General features: G+C 41.6%; 24 protein-coding genes, 5 tRNA genes and 2 pseudogenes. 25 read left to right on the plus strand and 6 right to left on the minus strand.

Translation table 11 applies throughout. The features are described 5' to 3' along the window. Positions 1-21: 21 nt before the first annotated feature. The 4 genes from AC0OMA_RS01115 to AC0OMA_RS01130 all read right to left on the minus strand — a co-directional run bounded on the left by AC0OMA_RS01115 (position 22) and on the right by AC0OMA_RS01130 (position 2,864). Positions 22-873, minus strand: coding sequence for a MurR/RpiR family transcriptional regulator (locus AC0OMA_RS01115; protein ID WP_015252968.1), 852 nt, complete (start codon positions 871-873; stop codon positions 22-24). A 16-nt stretch (positions 874-889) separates the two neighbouring features. After that, positions 890-1,804: an N-acetylmuramic acid 6-phosphate etherase gene (gene murQ, locus AC0OMA_RS01120; RefSeq protein ID WP_047181994.1), complete on the minus strand. Its 915-nt coding sequence runs from the start codon at positions 1,802-1,804 to the stop codon at positions 890-892. A 109-nt stretch (positions 1,805-1,913) separates the two neighbouring features. Continuing rightward, on the minus strand, positions 1,914-2,396 hold the full coding sequence (locus AC0OMA_RS01125) for a GNAT family N-acetyltransferase (protein ID WP_174616577.1): 483 nt from the start codon (positions 2,394-2,396) through the stop codon (positions 1,914-1,916). Positions 2,397-2,408: 12 nt separating this feature from the next. Further along, positions 2,409-2,864, minus strand: a complete 456-nt coding sequence (locus tag AC0OMA_RS01130; RefSeq protein ID WP_047181996.1) for a 2-thiouracil desulfurase family protein — start codon at positions 2,862-2,864, stop codon at positions 2,409-2,411. Positions 2,865-3,043: 179 nt separating this feature from the next. Here AC0OMA_RS01130 and AC0OMA_RS01135 point away from each other — a divergent pair. The 12 genes and pseudogenes from AC0OMA_RS01135 to AC0OMA_RS01190 all read left to right on the plus strand — a co-directional run bounded on the left by AC0OMA_RS01135 (position 3,044) and on the right by AC0OMA_RS01190 (position 11,109). After that, positions 3,044-3,118, plus strand: a tRNA-Glu gene (locus tag AC0OMA_RS01135). Between the two features lie 3 nt (positions 3,119-3,121). Further along, positions 3,122-3,197: transfer RNA gene (locus AC0OMA_RS01140), tRNA-Val, on the plus strand. 4 nt (positions 3,198-3,201) lie between these two features. Next, positions 3,202-3,274: transfer RNA gene (locus tag AC0OMA_RS01145), tRNA-Thr, on the plus strand. 22 nt (positions 3,275-3,296) lie between these two features. Beyond that, positions 3,297-3,381 (plus strand) — tRNA-Tyr (locus AC0OMA_RS01150). 4 nt (positions 3,382-3,385) lie between these two features. Further along, a tRNA-Gln gene (locus AC0OMA_RS01155) sits at positions 3,386-3,457 on the plus strand. Between the two features lie 230 nt (positions 3,458-3,687). Then, positions 3,688-4,251 carry an RNA polymerase sigma factor SigW gene (sigW, locus tag AC0OMA_RS01160; protein ID WP_003223646.1) on the plus strand — a complete coding sequence of 188 codons (564 nt, stop codon included), beginning with the start codon at positions 3,688-3,690 and terminating at the stop codon, positions 4,249-4,251. A gap of 13 nt (positions 4,252-4,264) precedes the next feature. Beyond that, a complete protein-coding gene (rsiW, locus tag AC0OMA_RS01165; protein ID WP_015252964.1) occupies positions 4,265-4,891 on the plus strand; it encodes an anti-sigma-W factor RsiW in 627 nt (208 codons plus the stop codon). A gap of 160 nt (positions 4,892-5,051) precedes the next feature. Next, on the plus strand, positions 5,052-5,873 hold the full coding sequence (gene cdaA / locus AC0OMA_RS01170) for a diadenylate cyclase CdaA (RefSeq protein WP_003223651.1): 822 nt from the start codon (positions 5,052-5,054) through the stop codon (positions 5,871-5,873). Further along, positions 5,866-7,320: a CdaA regulatory protein CdaR gene (gene cdaR, locus AC0OMA_RS01175; protein ID WP_474221819.1), complete on the plus strand. Its 1,455-nt coding sequence runs from the start codon at positions 5,866-5,868 to the stop codon at positions 7,318-7,320. Before cdaA ends, cdaR begins: the two co-directional genes overlap by 8 nt. An 18-nt stretch (positions 7,321-7,338) precedes the next feature. Then, positions 7,339-8,685 carry a phosphoglucosamine mutase gene (glmM, locus tag AC0OMA_RS01180; protein WP_014112449.1) on the plus strand — a complete coding sequence of 449 codons (1,347 nt, stop codon included), beginning with the start codon at positions 7,339-7,341 and terminating at the stop codon, positions 8,683-8,685. Between the two features lie 433 nt (positions 8,686-9,118). Beyond that, positions 9,119-10,921 (plus strand): glutamine--fructose-6-phosphate transaminase (isomerizing), encoded by a 1,803-nt coding sequence (glmS, locus tag AC0OMA_RS01185; RefSeq protein WP_015252962.1) that lies wholly within the window; start codon positions 9,119-9,121, stop codon positions 10,919-10,921. 46 nt (positions 10,922-10,967) lie between these two features. Beyond that, positions 10,968-11,109 (plus strand): annotated as a pseudogene (locus tag AC0OMA_RS01190) (hypothetical protein). A 276-nt stretch (positions 11,110-11,385) separates the two neighbouring features. On the opposite strand, the gene alkA reads toward AC0OMA_RS01190, so the two are convergent. Then, positions 11,386-12,297: a DNA-3-methyladenine glycosidase II gene (gene alkA / locus AC0OMA_RS01195; protein ID WP_474221820.1), complete on the minus strand. Its 912-nt coding sequence runs from the start codon at positions 12,295-12,297 to the stop codon at positions 11,386-11,388. 272 nt (positions 12,298-12,569) lie between these two features. On the opposite strand from alkA, the gene adaA reads away from it, so the two are divergent. The 10 genes from adaA to AC0OMA_RS01245 all read left to right on the plus strand — a co-directional run bounded on the left by adaA (position 12,570) and on the right by AC0OMA_RS01245 (position 22,439). Then, positions 12,570-13,208, plus strand: coding sequence for a bifunctional transcriptional activator/DNA repair enzyme AdaA (adaA, locus tag AC0OMA_RS01200; protein WP_474221821.1), 639 nt, complete (start codon positions 12,570-12,572; stop codon positions 13,206-13,208). Next, the gene (gene adaB / locus AC0OMA_RS01205; RefSeq protein ID WP_474221822.1) at positions 13,192-13,734 is read left to right on the plus strand and encodes a methylated-DNA--[protein]-cysteine S-methyltransferase; all 543 of its coding nucleotides are present in this window, start codon (positions 13,192-13,194) and stop codon (positions 13,732-13,734) included. Before adaA ends, adaB begins: the two co-directional genes overlap by 17 nt. Positions 13,735-14,250: 516 nt before the next feature. Then, positions 14,251-15,768, plus strand: a complete 1,518-nt coding sequence (locus tag AC0OMA_RS01210; protein ID WP_047181998.1) for an NADH dehydrogenase subunit 5 — start codon at positions 14,251-14,253, stop codon at positions 15,766-15,768. Between the two features lie 14 nt (positions 15,769-15,782). After that, a complete protein-coding gene (locus AC0OMA_RS01215) occupies positions 15,783-18,398 on the plus strand; it encodes a DUF2309 domain-containing protein (protein WP_474221823.1) in 2,616 nt (871 codons plus the stop codon). 76 nt (positions 18,399-18,474) lie between these two features. Further along, positions 18,475-19,002, plus strand: coding sequence for a carbonic anhydrase (locus tag AC0OMA_RS01220; RefSeq protein ID WP_474221824.1), 528 nt, complete (start codon positions 18,475-18,477; stop codon positions 19,000-19,002). 63 nt (positions 19,003-19,065) lie between these two features. Then, positions 19,066-19,356, plus strand: coding sequence for a DUF6407 family protein (locus AC0OMA_RS01225; protein ID WP_474221825.1), 291 nt, complete (start codon positions 19,066-19,068; stop codon positions 19,354-19,356). Positions 19,357-19,413: 57 nt separating this feature from the next. Continuing rightward, positions 19,414-19,788 (plus strand): Na-translocating system protein MpsC family protein, encoded by a 375-nt coding sequence (locus tag AC0OMA_RS01230; RefSeq protein WP_063335968.1) that lies wholly within the window; start codon positions 19,414-19,416, stop codon positions 19,786-19,788. Between the two features lie 497 nt (positions 19,789-20,285). Beyond that, positions 20,286-20,588, plus strand: a complete 303-nt coding sequence (locus AC0OMA_RS01235; RefSeq protein WP_003234907.1) for an ArsR/SmtB family transcription factor — start codon at positions 20,286-20,288, stop codon at positions 20,586-20,588. A gap of 126 nt (positions 20,589-20,714) precedes the next feature. Beyond that, the gene (locus AC0OMA_RS01240; protein ID WP_474221826.1) at positions 20,715-21,887 is read left to right on the plus strand and encodes an MFS transporter; all 1,173 of its coding nucleotides are present in this window, start codon (positions 20,715-20,717) and stop codon (positions 21,885-21,887) included. A 300-nt stretch (positions 21,888-22,187) separates the two neighbouring features. Beyond that, positions 22,188-22,439: a hypothetical protein gene (locus AC0OMA_RS01245; RefSeq protein WP_236822441.1), complete on the plus strand. Its 252-nt coding sequence runs from the start codon at positions 22,188-22,190 to the stop codon at positions 22,437-22,439. Positions 22,440-22,595: 156 nt separating this feature from the next. Here the strand turns inward: AC0OMA_RS01245 and AC0OMA_RS01250 are convergent. Continuing rightward, positions 22,596-22,710, minus strand: a pseudogene (locus AC0OMA_RS01250) (MerR family DNA-binding transcriptional regulator); the annotation flags it as partial. A gap of 130 nt (positions 22,711-22,840) precedes the next feature. Between AC0OMA_RS01250 and AC0OMA_RS01255 the strand changes: the two are divergent. From AC0OMA_RS01255 to ybdK, 3 genes are read left to right on the plus strand one after another with little or no spacing between them, the layout of a single operon-like run. Next, positions 22,841-23,818, plus strand: a complete 978-nt coding sequence (locus AC0OMA_RS01255; RefSeq protein WP_015382623.1) for an alpha/beta hydrolase — start codon at positions 22,841-22,843, stop codon at positions 23,816-23,818. A gap of 1 nt (position 23,819) precedes the next feature. Beyond that, entirely contained in the window at positions 23,820-24,491 is a 672-nt protein-coding gene (gene ybdJ, locus AC0OMA_RS01260; protein ID WP_015382624.1) for a two-component system response regulator YbdJ, read from the plus strand. After that, positions 24,488-25,474, plus strand: a complete 987-nt coding sequence (gene ybdK, locus AC0OMA_RS01265) for a two-component system sensor histidine kinase YbdK (RefSeq protein ID WP_015382625.1) — start codon at positions 24,488-24,490, stop codon at positions 25,472-25,474. The genes ybdJ and ybdK overlap by 4 nt, the downstream gene beginning before the upstream one ends. Positions 25,475-25,492: the final 18 nt, after the last annotated feature.

The following is a 25,492-nucleotide window of genomic DNA, read 5'->3' on the forward strand; positions in this document are numbered from 1 at the left end:
ACCCCTCCCCTTCAAGATGCCTTATTTTATTCTCATAGATTGTATGGCTGCTCTCGTTTTATCGATATAACCGGTTGTCGTTTCATACTGCTCAGCCGCCATGCCTAAAAACAAAACATCAATTATAAAAAGCTGGGCGAGGCGGGAGGAAGTGGCTGCACTTCGAATCAAGGCTTCATTGGAATGGGCTGTATACAAAGGGACATCAGCCAGTGCGGAGACGGATGTCTGACTGAATTGTGTGAGGCTGATCGTTGTGATGCCTTTTTCCTTGGCCATGGCGAACAGTTCAATGATTTCCTGTGTCTCTCCTGAAAACGAAATGGCAAATACGATGTCGTCTTTATCTGCATTTGCGATTAAAGATGCCACAAGATGAGTGTCTGTAAACGCGGTTGCTTGTTTATGAATGCGAAGCCACTTTTGCTGGGCGTCCTTGGCGACAATGCCGGAAGCCCCGAGGCCGATAAAATGCACGGTATGAGCTTTGAGAAGCAGAGAAACCGCTCGTTCAAGCTCTTTGTAGTCCATCAGGTCTGAAGTATCCTGAATGGCTTGAATGGCATTGCCGGCCGTTTTTTCGGAAATGGAGGGCAGCGGCTCGTGGGGAACAATATCCCGGTAGCCCTGAAACGTAGGCTTTGCCAGATCGCCCGCTACTCTCATTTTTAAATCTTGAAATCCTTTTAAACCGAGTGATTTGCAGAGCCTGATGACGGCAGCGTCACTTGAATTGGCTAAGGCGCTAATTTCGTTGACCGTGCTTTCGATTGCTTTGTGGGGATGGGCTAGGATATAATCTGCAAGTTTGCGCTCGGATGGAGGGAGCTTATGCTTCATTGATTGGATGATCGCTAAACCGCCTGTGGCCATTCTAGTTCTCTCCTTATCATGGATGGTAATGTTCGATTGCTTTGTCAATGAAACCGTTTGCTTCATCGAGTAATGTCTTTGCTTGTTTCTGATCTGTGCTTGTTTTGAGCATGACGATTGCTGTTTTGACGTGATGATCGGCTTGTTCCAGGGTGTGCCTGGCTGTGTCGTATGAAGCATTTGTAAGGCTTTGGATGATACTGATGGCGCGTTCTTTTAGTTTTTTGTTGCTGACGTTGACGTCTACCATCAAGTTTTCGTAAACCTTGCCGATTTTGACCATTACAGCGGTAGATATCATGTTTAGAATCATTTTATGAGCGGTTGCGGCTTTCATACGTGTTGATCCTGTAATGGCCTCAGGTCCGACGACAACCTCAATGCTGTGATCCGCATCCTTGCTGATGGCGGAATTTTCATTGCAAGTAAGGGCGATGGTGTGTGCTCCGACTTTGCGGGCGTATCTTAGGGCGCCTGCGGCGTAGGGTGTGCGGCCGCTTGCTGCGATGGCAATGACGGTGTCATTTGAAGTGAGCTGTATGTTTCTTAAATCTTCAGCTCCTGCTTCTTCACTGTCTTCAATGCCCTCTGCTGCCTGTAAAAAGGCTTTGGGGCCTCCAGCCATGATTCCGATGACCTGATCTGGGCTTACGCTGTAGGTGGGAGGACATTCAACAGCATCCATGACGCCGAGTCTGCCGCTTGTACCGGCGCCTGTATATATGAGCCGGCCTCCATTTTGAAACGATTCATATGCGCAGTCTACAGCTGTTTTGATGTCGGGGAGAACCTCCTGAACGGCTGCAGCGACTTTCATATCTTCGTTGTTGATCATTTTGAGGATGCCGAGAGTGTTTGCTTTGTGGATTTCAACTGTTTGGCTATTGCGTGATTCCGTTGTAAGACGGTGAATGTTTAATGGTTCTGACATGAGGATGCCCCCTGTTTTAAAATGATATATCTCAATATTCAGTATATTCATTTCTGTTATGATATTTCAACTATGTTTTTTAATTTTTGAAATTTTATTTCACCCAAGACTATAAGAAATGATGAAGGATCAACTGTTCTCCAAGCGGCCCGATTCTTCGCCGTCCTTTATCAAGGAACCCGCTTTTCATATAAAGGTGTTTTGCGCGTATGTTCAGATGATTGACGGCCAAGATGATTTCGTCGCACCATGGAAAATATCCGCTCACAAAAGCGGGAAGCAAAATCATGGCTTTTTTCGCATAGCCTTTTCCGTGGTGCACAGCGTTTAAAGACAGGGAGCTGAGCAGTAAAGCAAATGGATTGTTAGAATAGGAAGCAAGCGTTTCTTTTGATGCATGTAAAATGAAAAAACCGACTGGAAGGTCGTCTTTTAAGATGACAACCGGGTATCGGTCCTGTATGCCCAGAGCCTGAGACAGCACCTCTTTCGGGAGGGAGGTAAAGCGTTTGTCATCGTTGGTGAGCGTGAATGCTTGAAGCTCGGGCAAGTGTTCAGGCTTATAGAAGGATAAAGAAATGTCTTGAGTCATGGGGTGGCCTCCTTACAAGATGTCGTCAAGCTTGTTTTCCGAAATGACCTGGTAGCCCGCTTGTTTTAACAATGCGGCGGTTACTCCGTTGCCGGTGATTTTTTTGCCAGAGAATGTGCCGTTATAGATAAACCCGCTTCCGCAAGATGGACTGTTTTCTTTTAATATGACGGCAGAAGCGTTGATTTCTTTTGCGTAAGCCAATGTTTTCGCGGCGCCTTCCATATATAGTTCTGTGACGTCTTCTCCTGAAGCTGTCACGATTTTCGCTGTTCCATTGAGGACATCCTCGCCGGTGCCTCCTATGATTTCTGCGGGTTCGCGTGGGGTAGAGAAGCCGCCGAGAAGTTCAGGGCAAGCCATGACTGCTTTCTTTTCATCGACGAGTTTTCTGATTTTCTCCGACGCTGCGTGAGAGCCGTTATATCTGCATTCAATGCCTCCAAGGCAAGAACTGACTAGAATCATATTGGTTTCTCCTCTCTTGCTTTGCTTGTCTCTATCATAAAATAAATGGCTTTAGTTGGGAGGCTTTTTCAGTTAAAAAAGGAGTTAAAAAGTTTGAAAATAAAAAATTTAATTTTCCTCTTTACAAACAGGGGGTGACCTGTATATAATAACTTTTGTCAGCTCGACGAGAACACAACGGCCCGTTGGTCAAGCGGTTAAGACACCGCCCTTTCACGGCGGTAACACGGGTTCGAATCCCGTACGGGTCACCATTTGGAGGATTAGCTCAGCTGGGAGAGCATCTGCCTTACAAGCAGAGGGTCGGCGGTTCGAGCCCGTCATCCTCCACCATCTTGCCGGTGTAGCTCAATTGGTAGAGCAACTGACTTGTAATCAGTAGGTTGGGGGTTCAAGTCCTCTTGCCGGCACTGTTTTTTCAAAATTTTATGTGGAGGGGTAGCGAAGTGGCTAAACGCGGCGGACTGTAAATCCGCTCCCTCAGGGTTCGGCAGTTCGAATCTGCCCCCCTCCACCATTATTGGGCTATAGCCAAGCGGTAAGGCAACGGACTTTGACTCCGTCATGCGTTGGTTCGAATCCAGCTAGCCCAGTCACAGACACCTTTGATCAAAAGGTGTCTTTTTTCTTTTCGGAAAAATCATTCCAACTTCTAACTGTTCAGTCTGTATAATAATTTTAAAAATATGTTAAGGTAGTTTATTCACGAATTACCATCTACACCCTGCCAAAAATTTGATAAACTTATTTTATAAAAAAATTGAAACCTTTTGAAACGAAGCTCGTATACATACAGACCGGTGAAGGCAGAGGTTAGATAAATATGGAAATGATGATTAAAAAAAGAATTAAACAAGTCAAAAAAGGCGACCAGGATGCATTTGCGGACATCGTAGATATTTACAAAGATAAAATTTATCAGCTTTGCTACCGTATGCTTGGCAATGTGCATGAGGCGGAGGATATTGCACAGGAAGCTTTCATCAGAGCGTACGTTAATATCGACAGTTTTGATATTAACCGGAAATTTTCAACTTGGCTTTATCGAATCGCGACCAATTTGACCATTGACCGCATTCGCAAAAAGAAGCCGGATTATTACCTCGATGCAGAGGTGGCTGGTACGGAAGGCTTGACCATGTATTCTCAAATCGCCGCAGATGGTGTTTTGCCTGAAGATGCAGTTGTGTCGCTGGAGCTCTCAAACACGATACAGCAGAAAATTTTAAAGCTTCCTGACAAATACAGAACAGTCATCGTATTAAAGTATATTGACGAACTCTCATTAATTGAAATTGGGGAGATTCTAAACATTCCTGTGGGGACTGTGAAAACGCGGATTCACAGAGGCAGAGAGGCTCTTAGAAAACAATTAAGGGATCTTTAAGTGGGGTGATGAAATGAGCTGTCCTGAACAAATTGTGCAGCTTATGCATATGCATCTTGATGGAGATATCCTTCCAAAAGATGAACACGTATTAAATGAACATCTGGAGACATGCGAGAAATGCAGAAAGCATTTTTACGAGATGGAGAAATCCATAGCGCTCGTACGGAGCACATCGCATGTCGAAGCCCCCGCGGATTTTACCGCTAATGTCATGGCAAAATTGCCTAAGGAGAAGAAAAGAGCTTCTGTAAAAAGATGGTTCAGAACCCATCCCGTTATCGCAGCTGCTGCGGTATTCATCATTTTGATGGGCGGAGGTTTTTTTAACAGCTGGCATAATGACCACAATTTCAGCGTATCCAAGCAGCCGAATCTTGTGGTTCATAACCATACTGTGACCGTGCCAGAAGGTGAGACGGTCAAAGGTGATGTCACTGTCAAAAACGGCAAGCTGATTATTAAAGGCAAAATAGACGGGGATGTAACCGTCGTAAACGGCGAAAAGTATATGGCCTCTGCTGGACAAGTCACCGGTCAGATTGAAGAAATCAATCAATTATTCGACTGGACATGGTACAAGATGAAGTCTGCGGGGAAAAGTGTACTCGATGCATTCAGTCCGAACGGAGAAGAGTAAAGCGCGTTAGCCGCTTTGCTCTTTTTTTGCGGGCTGAGAGGGCTGGCACATTTCACTTGCTAAATCGAAATGTGGTATAATGGGCTCGCTATGTAAAGTACATATGCGTAACACGTAAAACACAAAATACGAAATGACTGAAATCTTGGAGGACGAGGAAATGGCTTTTGAGGATATCCCTTTTTTGCAGTACCTCGGCAATGCCGTTGATATTCTCCTTGTTTGGTATGTGATATATAAATTGATTATGGTGATACGCGGCACGAAAGCGGTTCAGCTGTTAAAAGGAATTGTAGTCATCGTGCTTGTTCGTATGGCCAGCCAATATTTGGGCCTCAGCACACTTCAATGGCTGATGGACCAAGCGATAACATGGGGATTTTTAGCAATTATTATTATTTTTCAGCCTGAGCTGAGAAGAGCGCTTGAACAGCTAGGCCGCGGCCGCTTTTTTTCGAGGAGCGGCACGCCTGTTGAAGAAGCGCAGCAGAAAACGATTGAGGCCATTACAAAAGCGATCAATTATATGGCGAAACGCCGTATAGGCGCCCTGCTGACCATTGAGCGGGATACTGGAATGGGGGATTATATTGAAACCGGCATACCACTGAATGCCAAAGTCAGCTCTGAGCTGCTGATCAATATTTTTATCCCAAACACCCCGCTTCACGACGGTGCGGTGATTATGAAAAATAATGAAATTGCCGCGGCCGCCTGTTATCTGCCGCTTTCTGAGAGCCCGTTTATTTCAAAAGAACTGGGCACGCGGCACAGAGCAGCTGTCGGTATCAGTGAAGTAACAGACAGTTTGACGATTATTGTGTCTGAAGAGACCGGCGGCGTCAGTGTGGCAAAGAACGGCGACCTTCACAGAGAGCTTACAGAAGAAGCGCTGAAAGAAATGCTTGAAGCCGAGTTTAAGAAAAACACCAGAGACACTTCTTCTAACCGCTGGTATTGGAGGGGCAAGAAAAATGGATAAATTCTTAAACAACCGCTGGGCTGTGAAAATCATTGCTCTGCTTTTCGCGCTCTTGCTTTATGTGGCGGTTAACAGCAACCAAGCACCGACTCCGAAAAAACCGGGTGAATCTTTCTTTCCGACATCAACAACTGATGAAGCAACTCTGACTGATATTCCGGTTAAAGCGTATTATGATGATGAAAATTACGTCGTGACGGGTGTTCCGCAAACGGTTAATGTCACGATAAAAGGCTCGACAAGCGCCGTGAAAAAGGCTCGGCAGACCAAAAACTTTGAAATATATGCCGATATGGAACATTTGAAAACCGGCACACATAAGGTTGAGCTTAAGGCCAAAAACGTGTCGGATGGGCTGACAATCTCAATTAATCCGTCTGTTACGACAGTGACCATTCAGGAACGGACGACCAAAAGTTTTCCCGTAGAAGTGGAGTACTACAACAAAAGCAAGATGAAAAAAGGCTATTCTCCGGAGCAGCCGATTGTCAGTCCGAAAAATGTGCAGATTACCGGATCGAAAAATGTGATCGATAATATTTCTCTTGTAAAAGCTTCAGTGAATTTGGAAAACGCAGATGAAACGATTGAAAAGGAAGCGAAAGTGACTGTCTATGATAAAGACGGAAACGCGCTTCCTGTCGACGTGGAGCCCTCGGTTATCAAGATTACCGTTCCGGTGACAAGCCCGAGTAAAAAAGTGCCCTTTAAAATTGAACGGACAGGAAGCCTTCCTGACGGTGTCAGCATAGCGAATATTGAATCCAGCCCCAGTGAGGTAACGGTTTACGGCTCACAGGATGTGTTGGATTCTCTTGAATTTATTGACGGCGTCAGCTTAGATTTAAGTAAAATTAACAAGGATTCCGATATCGAGGCAGATATTCCGCTTCCTGACGGTGTCAAAAAAATCTCACCGTCAAAGGTGACTTTGCATATAGAAGTCGATAGTGAAGCGGATCAGAAGTTCGAGAATGTCCCCATCAAGACTGTAGGGCTGAGCAGCTCACAAAACATTGAATTTCTTGATCCTGAATCACAAGTGATAGATGTAACGGCTAAAGGCTCTCCCGCGAATATAAAAAAACTGAAAAAATCAGATATTGAATTGTATGTGAATGTTTCAGATTTAGAGGACGGGGAGCATAGCGTGAAGCTTGAAGTGAACGGGCCACAGAATGTAACCTGGTCCTTGGGGCGGAAAAACGCCAAAATCAAGCTGACGTCTAAGAAAAGCAATACATCAACGAATGATAACAGCAGCAATACATCAGGGAATCAGGATGACACAGATAAACAAACAAATGATCAAAAGAACAATCAGCAAGAAGATACAAAGAACACTGATAAAAACAGCAACGATCAAAACCAAGACGAAAATAAAGATCAAAACCAAGATCAGGATGAGGATGAATCCACTGCGAATTCACAATCCTCATCGGAATAAAAAAGGAGCGATTATAAAATGGGCAAGTATTTTGGAACAGACGGTGTAAGAGGTGTCGCCAATAGTGAGCTTACACCTGAGCTGGCCTTTAAAGTCGGACGTTTCGGCGGTTATGTGCTGACAAAAGACAAACAACGTCCAAAAGTGCTGATAGGCCGCGATACACGCATCTCCGGCCATATGCTGGAGGGAGCCCTTGTCGCCGGACTTTTATCCATTGGCGCAGAAGTCATGCGCCTAGGTGTCATTTCTACACCAGGTGTATCTTATTTGACAAAAGCGATGGATGCAGAGGCGGGCGTCATGATTTCCGCTTCTCATAACCCAGTGCAGGATAACGGCATCAAATTCTTTGGGGGAGATGGATTTAAGCTTTCTGATGAACAGGAGGCTGAAATTGAGCGCCTGATGGACGAACCTGAGGATAAGCTGCCAAGACCTGTCGGAGCAGACCTTGGACTTGTAAACGATTATTTTGAAGGCGGACAAAAATATCTGCAATTCTTAAAACAGACAGCTGATGAAGATTTCACAGGCATTCATGTGGCATTGGACTGTGCCCATGGCGCAACGTCATCCTTGGCGACACACCTGTTTGCTGATTTAGATGCAGATGTTTCGACAATGGGGACTTCCCCGAACGGATTAAACATTAATGACGGCGTCGGTTCGACTCATCCCGAAGCGCTCAGCGCGTTTGTCAAAGAGAAAAACGCGGATCTCGGTCTTGCGTTCGACGGTGACGGCGACCGCCTGATTGCTGTCGATGAAAAAGGAAATATTGTAGACGGCGACCAAATCATGTACATATGCTCAAAACACCTGAAATCAGAGGGCCGTTTAAAGGATGATACAGTGGTTTCAACCGTGATGAGCAACCTCGGCTTCTATAAGGCGCTCGAAAAAGAAGGCATCAAAAGCGTGCAGACAGCTGTCGGCGACCGCTACGTAGTAGAAGCAATGAAAAAAGACGGCTACAACGTCGGCGGAGAGCAGTCAGGACATCTTATTTTCCTTGATTACAACACGACAGGGGACGGATTATTGTCTGCTATTATGCTGATGAACACTTTGAAAGCAACAGGCAAGCCGCTGTCAGAGCTTGCAGCTGAAATGCAGAAGTTCCCGCAGCTGTTAGTCAATGTGAGAGTGACTGATAAATATAAAGTTGAAGAAAATGAAAAAGTAAAAGCAGTTATTTCTGAAGTTGAAAAAGAAATGAACGGCGACGGCCGGATTTTGGTGCGCCCTTCAGGAACTGAACCGCTCGTCCGTGTCATGGCTGAAGCGAAGACGAAAGAGCTGTGCGATGAGTATGTCAATCGCATTGTTGAAGTCGTCCGGTCAGAAATGGGATTAGAGTAACGAAGTCTATTATCAGAGAGTGAACAAGACAAGCGAGGTTAACATAAGATAATTGTGAGACATACGGCAAAGTTGTTTAAAAAACAATTGACCGTTTATGCCACATGTTGTAAAATCAAGCTTGTCTTGTTCTTATTTTCTCAATAGGAAAAGAAGACGGGATTATTGCTTCACCTATAATTATAGCGCCCGAACTAAGCGCCCGGAAAAAGGCTTAGTTGACGAGGATGGAGGTTATCGAATTTTCGGCGGATGCCTCCCGGCTGAGTGTGCAGATCACAGCCGTAAGGATTTCTTAAAACCAAGGGGGTGACTCCTTGAACAAAGAGAAATCACATGATCTTCCAAAAAACATGTAGGAGGGGACGATTGAAAGTCCCCTTGAAATTTGACTTTCTTCGTCTCCTTTTACAATCTTAGGAGGAAGAAAAATATGTGTGGAATCGTAGGTTATATCGGTCAGCTTGATGCGAAGGAAATTTTATTAAAAGGGTTAGAAAAGCTTGAGTATCGCGGTTATGACTCTGCTGGTATTGCTGTTGCCAACGAACAGGGAATCCATGTGTTCAAAGAAAAAGGACGCATTGCAGATCTGCGTGAAGTTGTGGATGCCAATGTAGAAGCGAAAGCCGGAATTGGGCATACTCGCTGGGCGACACACGGCGAACCAAGCTATCTGAACGCTCACCCGCATCAAAGCGCACTGGGTCGCTTTACACTTGTCCATAACGGCGTGATCGAGAACTATGTTCAGCTGAAGCAAGAGTATTTGCAAGATGTAGAGCTCAAAAGTGACACCGATACAGAAGTAGTCGTTCAAGTAATCGAGCAATTCGTCAATGGAGGACTTGAGACAGAAGAAGCGTTCCGCAAAACACTTACACTGTTAAAAGGCTCTTATGCAATTGCTTTATTCGATAACGACAACAGAGAAACGATTTTTGTAGCGAAAAACAAAAGCCCTCTATTAGTAGGTCTTGGAGATACATTCAACGTCGTGGCATCTGATGCGATGGCGATGCTTCAAGTAACCAACGAATATGTAGAGCTGATGGATAAAGAAATGGTTATTGTCACTGATGATCAGGTCGTCATCAAAAACCTTGATGGTGACGTGATTACACGTGCGTCTTATATTGCTGAGCTTGATGCCAGTGATATCGAAAAAGGCACGTACCCTCACTACATGTTGAAAGAAACGGATGAGCAGCCTGTTGTTATGCGCAAAATCATCCAAACGTATCAAGATGAAAACGGCAAGCTGTCTGTGCCTGGCGATATCGCTGCCGCTGTAGCGGAAGCGGACCGCATCTATATCATTGGCTGCGGAACAAGCTACCATGCAGGACTTGTCGGTAAACAATATATTGAAATGTGGGCAAACGTGCCGGTTGAAGTGCATGTAGCGAGTGAATTCTCCTACAACATGCCGCTTCTGTCTAAGAAACCGCTCTTCATTTTCCTTTCTCAAAGCGGAGAAACAGCAGACAGCCGCGCGGTTCTCGTTCAAGTCAAGGCGCTCGGACACAAAGCCCTGACAATCACAAACGTACCTGGATCAACGCTTTCTCGTGAAGCTGATTATACATTGCTGCTTCATGCAGGCCCTGAGATCGCTGTTGCGTCAACGAAAGCATACACTGCACAAATTGCAGTTCTTGCGGTTCTTGCTTCTGTGGCTGCTGACAAAAACGGCATCGATATCGGATTTGACCTCGTCAAAGAACTCGGTATCGCTGCAAACGCAATGGAAGCTCTATGCGACCAGAAAGACGAAATGGAAATGATCGCCCGTGAATACCTGACTGTATCCAGAAACGCTTTCTTCATCGGACGCGGCCTTGACTACTTCGTATGTGTCGAAGGCGCACTGAAACTGAAAGAGATTTCTTACATCCAGGCAGAAGGCTTTGCCGGCGGAGAGCTGAAGCACGGAACGATTGCTTTGATCGAACAAGGAACACCAGTATTCGCATTGGCTACTCAAGAGCACGTAAACCTAAGCATCCGCGGAAACGTCAAAGAAGTTGCCGCTCGCGGAGCAAACACATGCATCATCTCACTGAAAGGCCTAGACGATGCGGATGACAGATTCGTACTGCCGGAAGTAAACCCAGCGCTTGCTCCGTTGGTATCTGTTGTTCCATTGCAGCTGATCGCTTACTATGCTGCACTGCATCGCGGCTGTGATGTTGATAAACCGCGTAACCTTGCGAAAAGTGTTACTGTGGAGTAATAAATGTTTAACCCCTTTGGATAAGATTGTCTAAAGGGGTGTTTTTATGTCCAAAAGAGAAAGAACATCTACAGTGGAAAAATGGATTAATAAAGGTGTGGTACAGGAACAGGTACAGACTATCAGCCATGGCTAAAGATTCAAGATGTTTCCTCATTAGGTCGGTCAACGGGGTTAAAAGGCATTAAGACTTGGAGCGATACTGCTTTTGCCTAACTGAGTTTTCTGATGTTAATACAGATATAAGAGAGCAGTTCCTCATTAAGATACGCTTTTGATAGCAGTTGGAATTTAGCATGCTAGAAATCCGAAAACCAAAGAGCCTATTGGAATGATAACGTGTTTTTTTATTGACAATTAATAAAGACAAAGAATTCTTGAAGTCGTACGTACAATGTACTTGTGGGATTAAGTTTTAAAGTTCATTCTTTTTTATTGAGTACATTCCGGTTTAAGTTGAAGATTCAGTAAAGGACACGCCATAAATAAAAGGTAGCGTATGACTCCCATTTTTTCCATGAAAACGATATTTCTAAGATTTCATCTTTCGTAGGCTTTCGATTCATATTACGTAATATTTTTATCGAATGAATTAGACCCACATCATCGATTGGAAAAGCTGTCGGGAACCTAAGGCAGCGCATTAGAACATAATTGGCTGTCCAAGGACCGATTCCTCGTATTTTAATTAAGTTTTTTTCAGCATCTTTAAAGTTCATTTTCATTAATTTTTCCCTCGATAATTCTCCACTTTCCATTAATCTGGCTATTCCAATGATATATTCACTTTTTTTTACCGTCATTTTAATATCTGCCAGGTCGATAGGGGTTAACCGTGCAATTCGCTCGTACGGTGGGAACACCCAATACTTTTTACCATTCCATTCAATAGAATCGCCAAATGCTTCTACAAATTGCTTCTTTAAGGAGTACGCGAAGGCTAAGTTAATTTGTTGTCCTAAAACTCCCCAACATAAAGCTTCAAATAAATCGGGAATGCCGATAACTCGCAACCCATAAAATTTTCGGGCAGGCATTTTAAGTAATGGATCTGCTTTTGCCATTTCATAAAATGGTGTTAAATCCTTATCAAGATCAAACCAGTCATGAATATATTTTACAATCTCTTCCCGTTTCCACTGCTCAACAGGTCTAGAATCGTTTAGGAATTGAACAACCATTTGTTTATTATTGATTACGCTTACCTGCACTAAGCACCGAATTTCCCCAATGGCTATAACTTTTGTAATGATATTGTTCTCTATCTCATACATGCATTCATTTTTTTCCCTGGTTAGATAGCCTAGGTTAGCATTCATGTCGAAAATTTCAGGTAATGTAATGACAATAACATCATTGACTTCATGCCATGTCACTTTTTCATTCTCCTTATCTTAAATAATTATAAGAAAACTCACGCTGGTTGAAATTAGTTTATCACATAATCATCTTTACTCATTTTGTTATCTTGCTATTACATTCTAACCGCCTTATTTTTTTCTATTTATGAGGTTATAGTGTAGTTATCAAGAATGCTAAACGGGAGTAGATAAAAATGGCTCATGATATAAAAAACGCGTGTCGAAAATTTAAATTGAGATTCAATTCAAAATGAATTAGATGAGCCATGTAAGGAGAGGTGAGATAAATGCCGGATAGTATCAATAACGGACATAAAGAGAGCCATGATCATAGAATTTCGAATGATGCAGAAATGATAACAGATGAAAAGTGGGAAGCATTTATAAATAATGATGCAGCGTACAATAATCAATTTTTCTACGCTGTAAAATCGACAGGGATATTCTGTAAACCATCCTGTAAATCTCGCGTTCCGAAAAAAGAAAATGTATGTATTTTTCCAAACGCAGAACAAGCTCTCCGCGCAAATTTTCGCCCTTGTAAACGTTGCAAGCCCACTAATGAAAAAATGCCTGATAGCGAGTGGATTGATTTAATTACTGAATACATTGATAAAAATTTCACAGAAAAATTAACGCTAGAATCGTTAGCAGATATTTGTCATGGGAGTCCGTATCATATGCATCGAACATTTAAAAAGATTAAAGGCATTACGCTGGTTGAGTATATACAACAAGTTAGAGTACACGCGGCTAAAAAGTATTTGATTCAGACAAATAAAGCGATTGGAGATATCGCTATATGTGTGGGTATAGCTAACGCGCCTTATTTTATTACTTTATTTAAAAAGAAAACTGGACAGACACCAGCACAATTTCGTGAAATGAGTAAAATGGAGGAAACGTACAATGGAAACAAAGAATAAACCAACCCTTTATTGGTCTTTACTAATGTTCAAGGATTGGAATTTTTATATTGCTTCAACTTTAAAGGGGCTTGTGTTTGTAGGTTCACAGAACAAACCAATCGAGGAATTGTTCGAATGGGCTAAGAAACGCTTTCCAGGAAGTCTTCTTGTTGAAGATGATGATAAGCTTGAACCCTATGCCGTTGAAATCACTCAATATTTAGAAGGAAAGCGGAAAAACTTTACTGTTCCAGTTGAGTACGCCGGTACGCAATTTCAGCTAGCAGTCTGGAATGCACTTTGTGAAATTCCTTATGGACAGACGAAATCCTATTCCGACATTGCAAATGATATAAATAAACCAGCAGCTGTTCGTGCTGTAGGTGCGGCTATTGGGGCTAATCCGGTATTAATTACTGTACCGTGCCACCGTGTAATAGGAAAGAATGGCTCATTAACTGGCTATCGGGGCGGATTTGAAATGAAGACACTGCTCCTCGATCTGGAAAAGCGAGCTTCATCTGTAATGGATGTTCCTCATTGAAAGTGAATCATCTATAATGGGTTGGATTCTTTTAGAGGAAAGTAAAGACCAGTTTACTGATAAACTTGACAACTTTTAAAATTTAGCATATCTTATACGTAACTTAATAATCGATGCAGATGTTTATTTTTCCTTTTAATATGTAGGCCTTTAGCATTCTTTTCATATTTCATTTTAAATATTGATAGGATGAAAAAGTATCCTAATAAAAAAGGAATAGAACATGAGTCGATTTATTTGATAATCAGGACTGTATTAAAGGAAATGAAATCATAGCATAAAGTAAAGACCAATAATAAGGTAGCTCTTCAAAAAACTTCCCAGAAGTTAGTTGAAGTGAAGCCGACAATTTTCAGGATTCAATGATCTAACATAATCATTGAAATTTTGAAGTTGTCGGCTTTTTTGTTGGAAAAAAATAGAGATAAATAAAAATTGAAATAAATAATAAACAAATATGATCTGATTGAAAGTTCTTTTGACCAATAATGAGTTTTAAAAAAGGGAGAATTTAGAATGTTAGTTTCGCTGAGTTTGTCATCATTATTAACATTATTTTTTATTATGCTTATGGCTTCTGGGATTAGTGGACTATTGTTTTTACATCCGCGAGTACCCTTGAGTTTTGTTCGCATTCATATTGGGATCTTGGCTTTACCACTTTTGGTTTCCTTACTGATTCTTGCCAATAGTGGTGTGAGTGGAAATGTTGGCCCTTGGCACTTAGATTCCTTAGCTTGTTTAATGACTTTTTTTGTTCTTGCAATTGGATTCATCATTCAGCGTTTTTCTGTACGTTACTTAATGGGGGATCGATCTTATCGAAAATATTTTATGCTTTTTACTTTCACAACAGGAGCTGCTTCAATGACATGGTTAAGTGGTGATCTCCGCTTGATGGTTATATTTTGGGGAGCAACTCTTGTTGGTTTAACCTTACTTATTAGGTTAAACAGTGCTTGGCAAGTGGCTAGTGAAGCAGCCAAAATTTCTGGCCGGTTATTTTTGTTAAGTTGGTTTTCTTTGTTTTTTGCGATGATGTGGCTTTTTCATGCCACAGGTCAATGGCAGTTATCATTGGTTGTAACAAATGAAAGTTTAGCTGGGCTGGGAGAATGGGAGAGAACAGGGATTCAGCTATTGATTGTACTGGCGGTGATCATTCCTGCAGCTCAATGGCCATTCCAAAGATGGTTGGTTGAGTCTATTGTTGCTCCAACCCCTGTTTCTGCAATTATGCATGCAGGTTTAGTAAATGCTGGAGGAATAATACTAACTCGATTTTCACCGCTATTTCATGGTGGTATCGCTTCGATTATCTTACTTCTGCTTGCTGGCATTTCTGTATTGATTGGAACTGGAATTAGTTTAGTCCAGGTTGATTATAAACGCCAGTTAGTAGGCTCCACGATTGGACAAATGGGGTTTATGCTCATTCAGTGTGCATTAGGCGCCTATATAGCAGCCATTATTCATCTTATTTTACATGGTTTATTCAAAGCTACGTTGTTTCTACAAGCTGGTTCAGCAGTAGGGCGTCATGAAGTATCTGCTCGTACTAATGAAAGAACATCCTATATATGGGTCATGGCTGGTCGGATTTTATCCTTAGTTATAGGCGTTGCTTTTTGGCTCGCTGCTCCTGGAGAGGGGTATCAATTCATTAGTGCGCTGATCTTAGGGTGGTCATTGTCCGTTTCTTGGACTCAGCTTGTCGCTTTTGGAGAGGGCCGAATTGGCCGAATTGCCGGCTTAACTGTTTTAGGAGGAGCAGCCCTCGTATATTTTATCATTCATAACCTTTTCTATAAGTGGCTGCATACAACCATTTTTCAAAGTGTTCAACCTCCAATGTCAGCTGTCATGATTGTCGTATGTCTCTTACTATTTGGCAGTGCTTTAGGTACGTGGGTTGCTCGTCATCGTTCTTCCGTTTTTTTCGCGGTACTCTATCTTTGGTTAGTTCGATTAGGTGAAGCAAAACCAAAGTCAGTAGAGAGTCACCCAGACTACCTTAAACAATATATTTCATAAGGAGCTAATCTGAGATGGGCATTACATCCGTATTAACAAAAGATAATGTAAAAAAGATAGATACAGATATTGATGTTCAAGAAAGGGATCTTAACGTTTTCATTACATCTGCCAGCCGGGTGATTGCGCCACTTTGGCCTATTTCTACATTTGCTGCACGTAATCCGTGGATGGGACTTGAAAACCAACCTTTTGATCAGGTTGCAAGTTGGTTGAAAAACACTCGCGATGTTGATATATACCCTAGTGCGTCTATGATCCGTTCAGCAAAGAATAAAGGTGAGATTGATGAAGATTTTGTGGAAATGGGGCTGCAGCGTTGGCTTGATTCACATTCCTATCACATCCCACGGGACGTGGCAGAGCGATTTTGTCATGCTGCATTAAAGTTAGATCCCCTGCCTTCCGACCTTTTATCATCACATGAGCTGGAGAAATTAGTAGATGAATGTAGTGGATTGGATCATATCGAGAATGTTTTTATGCAGCCACTAAGTTCGCATATAGAGAATCAAGATGGTGAAAGGCTAGTCAATATACTAGATCATCATGTCATTAAGTGGAGTAAATTATATCTTGATGACTCTCAAGCAGGCTGGACAATGCCTAATCGTGAGGAAGGTTTCTATCGTGCTTGGCAGCATCTCATTCAATATGATCCAGCACTTAGCAAAAAGCAGCGAGAAAGGGTAAAGGGTTGGCCGAAAGAGGCACATTTGGCTTTACAGGAAGCTTTATTCGCACTAGAAATCCCAGAGTCAGAAATCCAGACTTATCTTGAAGGTCATTTACTTTCATTACCTGGATGGGCAGGGATGATGCTTTGGCGCTCTCAGCAATCGAGCCACGAACATGCACTCCTAACAGAATATTTAGCGGTTCGAATATCCATGGAGTGGGCTCTTATAAAGCCATATTTACCTTTGACTAATGAACGATCTAAGAAAACAATTTCAATTGCTCCCCTTATAGCAGCTTGGATTCATTGGGGTGGGCTTACATTAGAAGAATGGTCACAGATGACGGCCATTGAACAAAACGAATATTTATCATTTGCCTACAGCTTTGATGAGAAACTTCGCAAGAAACTTTGGTTAGAAGCTTGGGAACAAACGTACACTGATCGATTAAGCCAGAAGATCATCTCGAAACAACGTGAAACCGGCGGTAAAAAATCTGCATTAGCTCAATTAGCATTCTGCATCGATGTACGATCAGAACCTTTTCGTCGTCAACTAGAAAAAGAAGGCCCGTTTGAAACGATTGGTATTGCTGGTTTCTTCGGGGTGCCGATTGCAACTTGTGAACTTGGCAGTAAACACAGTCATGCTTCCTTGCCGATCATACAAAAACCGCAAAATAAAATAAAAGAGTTCGCAGATGAGGATGTATTCAAAAAATACAATCAACGGAAGCAAGCAATTCATTCTTTAAGCCATACCTTTAAAACGATGAAGCAGAATGCGCTCTCGAGCTTACTACTGCCTGAGCTAAGCGGACCTTGGCTTACTCTGCAAATGGCAGCCCGTAGCTTTGTGCCAAGAAAGGCGGGTTATTTCATTCGTAATCTCCGTGAGGCTTGGTTGCGCAAACCTGATACAAAACTCTCGCTTCATCATGATGCTACAGAAGCAGAAATACCTGTGGGTTTTACTGATGAAGAAAAAGTGAACTATGCTCGCCAAGCATTAAAAATGATGGGATTAACGGAAAACATCGCACCATTGGTCGTGATTTGCGGGCATGGCAGTCAAAGCACTAATAATCCTTATTCTGCAGCCCTTGATTGTGGTGCCTGCGGTGGAGCGGCCGGTGGATTCAATGCAAGAGTTTTAGCTGCTTTATGTAATCTATCAGAGGTACGAGAAGCTCTTTTAGCTGAAGGAATTAAAATTCCTGAGGATACGGTTTTTGCAGCAGCTGAACATAATACAACAGTGGATGAGTTACATTGGCTTTATGTACCAGAACTTTCCGAAGCTGCACAAGAAGCATTTGAACAAATTGAAGCCGTTATGCCGAAAGTGAGACATCATGTAAACGCAGAACGTCTGGCCCAATTACCGAATTTCCAATCGAAGCTAAAAAATCCGAAGGCTGAGGCAAACCGATTTGCGGAAGATTGGAGTGAGATACGTCCGGAATGGGGACTGGCTCGTAATGCCGCTTTTATTATCGGTAAACGTGAACTAACTCAGGATTGTGATTTGGAAGGCAGAGCCTTTCTCCATAATTATGATTGGAAGCAGGATGAAAGCGGTGAACTCCTAGCAAATATTATTGCAGGACCTGGAACTGTAGCCCAATGGATTAATTTACAATATTACGCATCAACGGTAGCGCCTCATTATTACGGCAGCGGAAATAAAGCAACTCAAACCGTTACTGCAGGTCTCGGCGTTATGCAGGGGAATGCAAGCGACTTGTTAGCCGGACTGCCTTGGCAATCGGTCATGGAATCAGATCACGAGGCCTATCATTCTCCTCTTCGTTTATTGATACTCATCCAAGCACCTAGAGAATATGTAGAACGGTTATTAAATCATGACTCAGCATTTCTGCAAAAAGTTCAAAATGGATGGGTCCGACTGGCTAATATTGATCCAGAAGGATGTTGGGAAAGCTGGTAATGATGAATCTAAGCATTTATCAAATGGATTTGTTATTCAAAATAAAAATGATAAACATAAGGAAGAGGTGTGCTGTATGAATGTAAACCAAAATAAAAAAGTATTATTTTTGACGGATATTGAAAACGGTTTGGAGCCTATTTTACAAGAAGCGACTAACACTTCTGCAGAGAATATGTTGACTATACAAAGCTATGGTGCCGGTATTTCACATCCTTATGGAGAAATCATGAGGTCTGTTATTTTTGCGATTTACCAGGAAGATGTTGAGGAGATTTTTGTAGTAGGAACAAAAGATAAGAAGACTTCCGCAGGTAATGGACTAACTCAACTTGAAACAATGAAAGATAAAATACAAACATTGGATTATCTCTTTCAAAATTGCAAGCCTGAATTTTTAGGTGGTACGGTCGATGAATGGCTAAATGAAAATAACAGTGACACCATTGAAAAAAGTGTTGATATGATTCGACATCATCCCCTAGTGCCGTCATATGTTAAAGTTAGAGGTTTATTCGTTCATCATAAGGATGGAAAACCCTCAATCGTGGAGGTTCCTGATGTTAAAACAGGTCAAGCCTTACCTGATCATTGCTTGTCATGATGAAATACAGGTTCAACTTCTAAACGCACCCATATATGGAGAAAGCAGTTCTAAGGAGATTGTATGAGCGCTAATTTAACTGATTTTGTCACGAAAACAATAAAGGAAATGAACTCGTTTGATCGTGAAAATATGGAATGTATGAAAAAACTAATTAGAAAAGCAATTGATTTTTATCATCTAAAGTCTTATGAAGAAGTTGAGGAAACCCATTCAGGAAACGTTCGATTTTTGCATGTCCACTCTATGATGGAAGAAAATATGTTATCCAAAATGATAGTGGTCACAAGAAACGGTAAAACTGATTTGGATATTGAAGGTGTATATGAAGGATATGTTGTAAGAGAATATTAATGAGACGAAATCAAAAATAGAATATGCCAATTTTTTTGCTCAGGAGATGTATTAGATATGAAAAAGTCGAAGGGTTCTATTGAATCAGAGATCAGTAAGTCCATTACTCAATGGGAGAAGGATTATCTTGGGCGGGGGTCTGTATCTGTTAAGACTGATATACTGCGGGACATGATCATCGTCAATTTAAAAGGGATTTTAACACCAGCCGAATATGTAGTTTGTGGATCAAAAGAGGGTATGTTATCTATCAAACAAACTCGTTCGGAGTTAGTCGAATCAGGTATAGAAGGCCTTAAGGATATTATCCTTAAAATAACTGGAGAAAAAGTGAAAAGTTTTCATACTGATTTAAGCTCCCGGACAGGTGAACGAGTGATGGTATTTAAATTATGTAATGATCTAGGGAAAAATTTGGAAAAGATCTTATAATCTAAAGAAATTAAAATGTTTTGACGGTATGGAATCTGTTGTGAATTGAACATAATGAACTGCCGCTTCTTTTGTTTTACAATTATGGCATCATTGATAACTTTTATTCATAACCTAAGCGGACATAAAGAGATGTCAATTCATAGTACACTGACTTGTTATTCCTGTCGAAAGATCTAACATCCGCTGTTGTTATGAGCGGATGTTTTTTTACATCTATTTTAAATACATGAATTTGATGCTGGTGATTAGTCACTTGAACAATATTAAATTCATTTTAATTGAAAACATCCTTGTCACCTGCCGGGTTCCCCCAAGTGTTTAGTGACATGATTATGAGACCAATTTCGTAAAGCTTGATGATAAATTTAAGAGGTGAACAAAATTGATATGCTGTCTTCAGTTTCATTTCACGGAATTAGTCAGAGATAAACCTTTAATTAAATATATCCAGAAAACGGATTGACATATCGAAATATAACGATATAATAATCGATATGGAACCAATTGAAGTATTCAAAGCCTTATCAAATGAATCAAGGCTGCAAATTTTGCAATGGCTGAAAGAACCGGATCGTCATTTTGCACCCCATGAAGGGATTGATATGAACACAATCGGGGTATGTGTCAGTCAAATAACAGACAAATTGAAAATGACGCAATCGACGGCTTCCCAATATCTTACCATCCTTTTAAGAGCCGGCCTAATTAAGGCGGAGCGAATCGGAAAGTACACGTATTACAAAAGAGATGAAGAAGCCATTGGGAAACTTGCTGACTTTCTTAAAACAGAGATATAAAAATAAACATCAAAAGATGTTTATTTTTACACCATACATATCGACATATTACGATGTGTTTATTTTTTATAATAACATATCGATAATTCGTGATATGTTTATTAATAATTAAGGAGTGAATGTTTTATGTCTAACACTTGGAAAATTTATATTTTAGCCATTGTCAGCTTTTTAGTTGGAACCTCAGAGTACATCATTTCCGGAATTTTGGATCAAATTGCTCATACTCTCGGGATCACTTTGGCTGCCGCGGGCCAGCTTATTACCATTTTCTCACTTGTATATGCTCTTTCTACACCCGTACTTATGGCGTTGACAGCAAGTATGGATAGACGCAAATTGATGATGTATGCCCTAGGTTTGTTTGTGTTCGGTAATGTCCTGGCTTTTGTACTGCCTGGTTATGGATGGTTTATTGCAGCGCGGATCATTATGGCGATTGGAGCAGGTGTGGTGGTTGTCACCGCATTAACGATTGCCGCTAAAATTGCATCGGAAGGGAAGCAAGGCAGTGCCATCGCTACGGTCGTGATGGGCTTTACCGCTTCTTTAATCATAGGTGTTCCGCTTGGAAGAATGATAGCAGTAGCTTTAGGCTGGAAGTCTGTATTTGGTGCCATTGCTTTGTTGGGATTGATCGCAATGGTCGTTATATTCTTTACTCTTCCGCATACTGAAGGGGATAAACCTGTGCCTTTGCTTCAACAGCTTGCTCTTTTCAAAAAACGGAAAGTGGCTATGGGATTATCAATCACTTTCTTCTGGCTCGGGGGATATTCTGTTGCTTACACTTATTTGTCACCGTATCTCTTGAACATCTCAGGTATAAATGGCAAGCTGCTCAGTGGTGTTTTGCTTATATTTGGAATTGCCAGTTTGGTTGGATCAAAGTTTGGGGGATATAGCACCGATAAATGGGGAGTGTCCTTTACACTCGTTGGCGGGATGACGTTGCATATCGTCACACTGATTCTTCTGTCACTTGTTACTCATTTCTATATCGGAGTGTTGGTGATTCTCATATTATGGTCGTTTGCCGCATGGTCCACCGGTCCGACACAGCAATTTCACCTGGCTACAATAGAACCGGAAATGTCAGGTGTTTTACTTAGCATGAATCAGTCAATGATGCAATTCGCCATGGCGGTCGGCGCAGGAATAGGAGGGGTTTTTGTGGAAAACGTATCATTGGCCTCGATTACCTGGGTTGGTGCGTTAGGGGTTATGATTGCCATTATTGCATCATTGCTGATTTTCAATTCGCAACCGAAACAAGCGCTAAAAGATATCAATCAATAATTTCGAAAGATCTAACATCCGCTCGTTATACAAGCGGGTGTTTTTTTAAAAAGCTCAAGTAGAAGGCACACTGAAGCTGAAAGGGATTTTTGCCGACAGAGAGCTGAAGCACAGCAAGTTATAATATACTAGGAAGGGAAATAACGGTATGGCGGAAGGGTTCTAGCGCTTCCCGCCTGTAAGATCATTACTTTGAGGATGTGTCATCGTGAATAATCAAGAGACGTATATTGAAATTAGAGGATATCGCAGTACATCAACAAAATGAGAGAGTATTCAGTGCTAATTGATGGGGCTGAGATGGGAACTATCAAAGATGGAGGAAGGCTGCGAATTGATTTACCGCCTGGTGAGCATGTTATTCAAGTGAAGATTGCTTGGTGTACAAGCCCAACTTTGAGGTTTACTTTAGCGGAAGGAGAAGTGTTGAAGTTTAGATGCGGTAGTCCGCTTCGAGGTTGGAAGTTGCTTTTGGCACTTTTTTCTGTTTTGGCACGTCCTGAAAATTATCTGTTTATCGAGCAGGAAGAAGAGAAAAAAGCTTTGTGGTGACTTTGTTGTGTGAATAAATAGGAATAAATAGATTAAATACCCCTGAATTATGTTTTGTGAAAGATTGATATAAGCGGTAGCCTTCTCAATGTCGTTCTCCTTGGAGAAGGCTGCGTATAAGAAATTCTCGGACTTTGCGGATAGACCCTCCGATATCCATTTCAGGATTAATGTCTTCTGGGTGGATGAGTCCGATTTCATCATGGTATCGCAGTGTTTTTGTTGATACTTTGCATATCTTTGAAAATTCGCCGATCGATAGCCGAGTGATCACCTCTATGCTCCAAATGTACACCTTTCCGTAAGGGCAAAGTCAAATGTGAAAATAAAACTGTTCCAAAGTTAATCAGTTATTTATTTTCATATCGTATCCTTTCAGTATCACGTGAAAGGAGCATTATATGAAAACATTATGGAAAGTCCTCAAAATTGTTTTTGTCAGCTTGGCTGCTTTGGTTTTGCTTGTATCCGTCTCGGTATTTATTTATCACCATTTCCAGCTAAATAAGGAGGCGGCACTGCTGAAAGGTAAAGGCACATTAGTCGATGTTGACGGTAAAAAGATGAATGTGTATCAAGAGGGAAGCGGGAAGGATACGTTTGTGTTTATGTCCGGTTCGGGGATTGCTGCGCCTGCTTATGAAATGAAGGGGCTGTACAGCAAGTTTTCAAAAGAAAATAAGATTGCTGTTGTAGATCGGGCAGGTTATGGATACAGTGAAGTGTCTCACGATGACAGAGATATTGATACGGTATTGGAACAGACGAGGAAAGCGCTTATGAAAAGCGGAAATAAGCCTCCTTATATTTTAATGCCTCATTCGATATCCGGGATTGAAGCGATGTATTGGGCACAGAAATATCCTAAGGAAATCAAGGCCATTATTGCGATGGATATTGGATTGCCCCAGCAGTACGTCACGTATAAATTGAGCGGAGTTGACAGATTGAAAGTGAGAGGGTTCCACCTGTTAACCTCGATTGGTTTTCATCGGTTTATGCCTTCCGCTGTATATAATCCTGAGGCGATTCGGCAGTCGTTTTTAACTGATGAAGAAAAAGAAATCTATAAAGCCATTAACTTTAAGCAATTTTTTAATGCAGATATGGAGCATGAGCTTTTACAGTCTTACCAAAACGGCAGCAAATCTGTGAATCTGCCGGCACCAAAGGAAACTCCCGTCTTGATTTTAGATGCGGTCTCTGACCAAAATAGACATTCAAAGTATGCTATACAAAACCGAAAAGACTATGAAGCGTTTGCAGCTCAATTCAATACTGCCGATATAAAGGAACTGAGGGGAACACACAGTATTTATTTATATCAGCCTGATCAAATATATAAACTGTCCATGGAGTTTATGAGAAAGGTTCGCTAAGATGAAGGGTTATCATATTTTAATCGTTGAAGACGATGTGATGATTGGTGATTTGCTGCAAAAGATTTTGCAGCGTGAGGGATATCGTGTGATATGGAAAACAGATGGAGCGGATGTGCTTTCGGTGATTCAGAAGGTGGATTTGGTCATTATGGATGTGATGCTGCCGGGTGAAGACGGGTATCAAATGTCTGCAAAAATCAAAGAGCTGGGGCTGGGCATTCCGGTTATTTTTCTCTCGGCCCGCAATGACATGGACAGCAAGCTTCAAGGTTTGCAGATCGGCGAGGATTATATGGTAAAGCCCTTTGATCCGAGAGAGCTGCTATTAAGAATGCGGAATATGCTTGAGCATCATTATGGCACCTTTACGCAAATCAAACATTTGTATATTGATGCGGTAACGAAAAAAGTGTTCAATGAAAGCCTGCATGATGAGGTATTGTTTACTGCGATTGAGCGGAAAATTTTCTTTTATTTATATGAAAATAGAGACAGTATCCTGACAAAGGAACATTTCTTTGAATATCTATGGCAGCTCGAAGATAGAAACCCGAATATTGTCAATGTGCATATTAAAAAAATCAGAGCTAAAATCAATGATCAAGCGGGTGAGATGATTGAAAATATATATGGAGAAGGGTATCGGCTGAATACCGTTGTGAAGAAATGAAGCTCAAGACAAAATATCAGTTGTTATTGTTTACGGCCGTCATTAGTGTTCCGATGCTATTGCTGGCGGTCAGTGTTTTGATGTCTGTGATTTATGACAGCATGTTTAAAACGATGAATCATGGTATGCCCTTTCACAGGTCGTTTGCGTACCCGGCAATGATCGTTGTATTTTTGATATCGCTCTTATTGTTAGCTTTTTTATTTTCAAAGTCGATTCATTCTCTGTTGCATAAAATCAATCTATTAAATCAAACCATTCGGCATTTGGCGAGTGATCAAAGGGTGCCCGATAAAATTGAAGTGAAGCGTGCTGATGAAATCGGGGAACTGATCAAGTCGGTCAATTTGTTAATTGAACGGACGACATATCGTGAACTGGAGCTGAGACAGCAAGAGGAAATCAAAAAGGAGCTTTTGCAAAAACTGCGGCATGACATTAATACACCTTTAACGGCTCTCAGGCTGCAGTTATTTTATTTGGAAGATCAATGTCATGGTCAGGCTGTATTCGAATCATTGTATCAGCAAATCGAATATATCTCGGAATTAACCAATGAATTCAATCTATATTCCGCTGAGACGCTGGAAAGCTCTTATATTGTAAATGAAGAAGTGCGTCTAAACGAGCTATTAGAAACAGCGGTGAAAAAGTGGGATTATTTATACAGTATGAGTGGGATTGAGCTGCACTATAAGCCGGCAGATTCAGATGTGATATGGATGAGCAACGCGTTATGGATGCAAAGGCTGTTTGATAATATTTTTCAAAATACGTTAAAGCATTCAAAAGCTGAAAAGATGGAAGTCACGATTGAACATGGCGATGTTTTTATTCGTGATGACGGTATTGGATTTGATCGGAATGAGAGCAGTGAGGGACTTGGGTTAAAGATTATTGAGGATACATGCAGGCTGCTTGCGATTACTTATGAGCTTCATACAAATGATAACGGAACGGAGTTCTTGTTTTCAAAAGAGTGACCCTGCTGATGTTTTTCT

This window comes from Bacillus sp. AMCV2 (assembly GCF_056033925.1).

Bases quoted from the DNA above. Each gene is read 5' to 3' on its own strand.
- adaA (WP_474221821.1), top strand. From the start codon at position 12,570: ATGCCGGATAGTATCAATAACGGACATAAAGAGAGCCATGATCATAGA.
- AC0OMA_RS01210 (WP_047181998.1), top strand. From the start codon at position 14,251: ATGTTAGTTTCGCTGAGTTTGTCATCATTATTAACATTATTTTTTATT.
- murQ (WP_047181994.1), bottom strand. From the start codon at position 1,804: ATGTCAGAACCATTAAACATTCACCGTCTTACAACGGAATCACGCAAT.
- ybdK (WP_015382625.1), top strand. From the start codon at position 24,488: ATGAAGCTCAAGACAAAATATCAGTTGTTATTGTTTACGGCCGTCATT.
- AC0OMA_RS01255 (WP_015382623.1), top strand. From the start codon at position 22,841: ATGAAAACATTATGGAAAGTCCTCAAAATTGTTTTTGTCAGCTTGGCT.
- AC0OMA_RS01235 (WP_003234907.1), top strand. From the start codon at position 20,286: ATGGAACCAATTGAAGTATTCAAAGCCTTATCAAATGAATCAAGGCTG.
- cdaR (WP_474221819.1), top strand. From the start codon at position 5,866: ATGGATAAATTCTTAAACAACCGCTGGGCTGTGAAAATCATTGCTCTG.
- AC0OMA_RS01220 (WP_474221824.1), top strand. From the start codon at position 18,475: ATGAATGTAAACCAAAATAAAAAAGTATTATTTTTGACGGATATTGAA.
- AC0OMA_RS01130 (WP_047181996.1), bottom strand. From the start codon at position 2,864: ATGATTCTAGTCAGTTCTTGCCTTGGAGGCATTGAATGCAGATATAAC.
- AC0OMA_RS01125 (WP_174616577.1), bottom strand. From the start codon at position 2,396: ATGACTCAAGACATTTCTTTATCCTTCTATAAGCCTGAACACTTGCCC.
- adaB (WP_474221822.1), top strand. From the start codon at position 13,192: ATGGAAACAAAGAATAAACCAACCCTTTATTGGTCTTTACTAATGTTC.
- sigW (WP_003223646.1), top strand. From the start codon at position 3,688: ATGGAAATGATGATTAAAAAAAGAATTAAACAAGTCAAAAAAGGCGAC.
- AC0OMA_RS01240 (WP_474221826.1), top strand. From the start codon at position 20,715: ATGTCTAACACTTGGAAAATTTATATTTTAGCCATTGTCAGCTTTTTA.
- AC0OMA_RS01115 (WP_015252968.1), bottom strand. From the start codon at position 873: ATGGCCACAGGCGGTTTAGCGATCATCCAATCAATGAAGCATAAGCTC.
- AC0OMA_RS01215 (WP_474221823.1), top strand. From the start codon at position 15,783: ATGGGCATTACATCCGTATTAACAAAAGATAATGTAAAAAAGATAGAT.
- glmS (WP_015252962.1), top strand. From the start codon at position 9,119: ATGTGTGGAATCGTAGGTTATATCGGTCAGCTTGATGCGAAGGAAATT.
- rsiW (WP_015252964.1), top strand. From the start codon at position 4,265: ATGAGCTGTCCTGAACAAATTGTGCAGCTTATGCATATGCATCTTGAT.
- ybdJ (WP_015382624.1), top strand. From the start codon at position 23,820: ATGAAGGGTTATCATATTTTAATCGTTGAAGACGATGTGATGATTGGT.
- AC0OMA_RS01230 (WP_063335968.1), top strand. From the start codon at position 19,414: ATGAAAAAGTCGAAGGGTTCTATTGAATCAGAGATCAGTAAGTCCATT.
- cdaA (WP_003223651.1), top strand. From the start codon at position 5,052: ATGGCTTTTGAGGATATCCCTTTTTTGCAGTACCTCGGCAATGCCGTT.
- AC0OMA_RS01225 (WP_474221825.1), top strand. From the start codon at position 19,066: ATGAGCGCTAATTTAACTGATTTTGTCACGAAAACAATAAAGGAAATG.
- glmM (WP_014112449.1), top strand. From the start codon at position 7,339: ATGGGCAAGTATTTTGGAACAGACGGTGTAAGAGGTGTCGCCAATAGT.
- AC0OMA_RS01245 (WP_236822441.1), top strand. From the start codon at position 22,188: ATGGGAACTATCAAAGATGGAGGAAGGCTGCGAATTGATTTACCGCCT.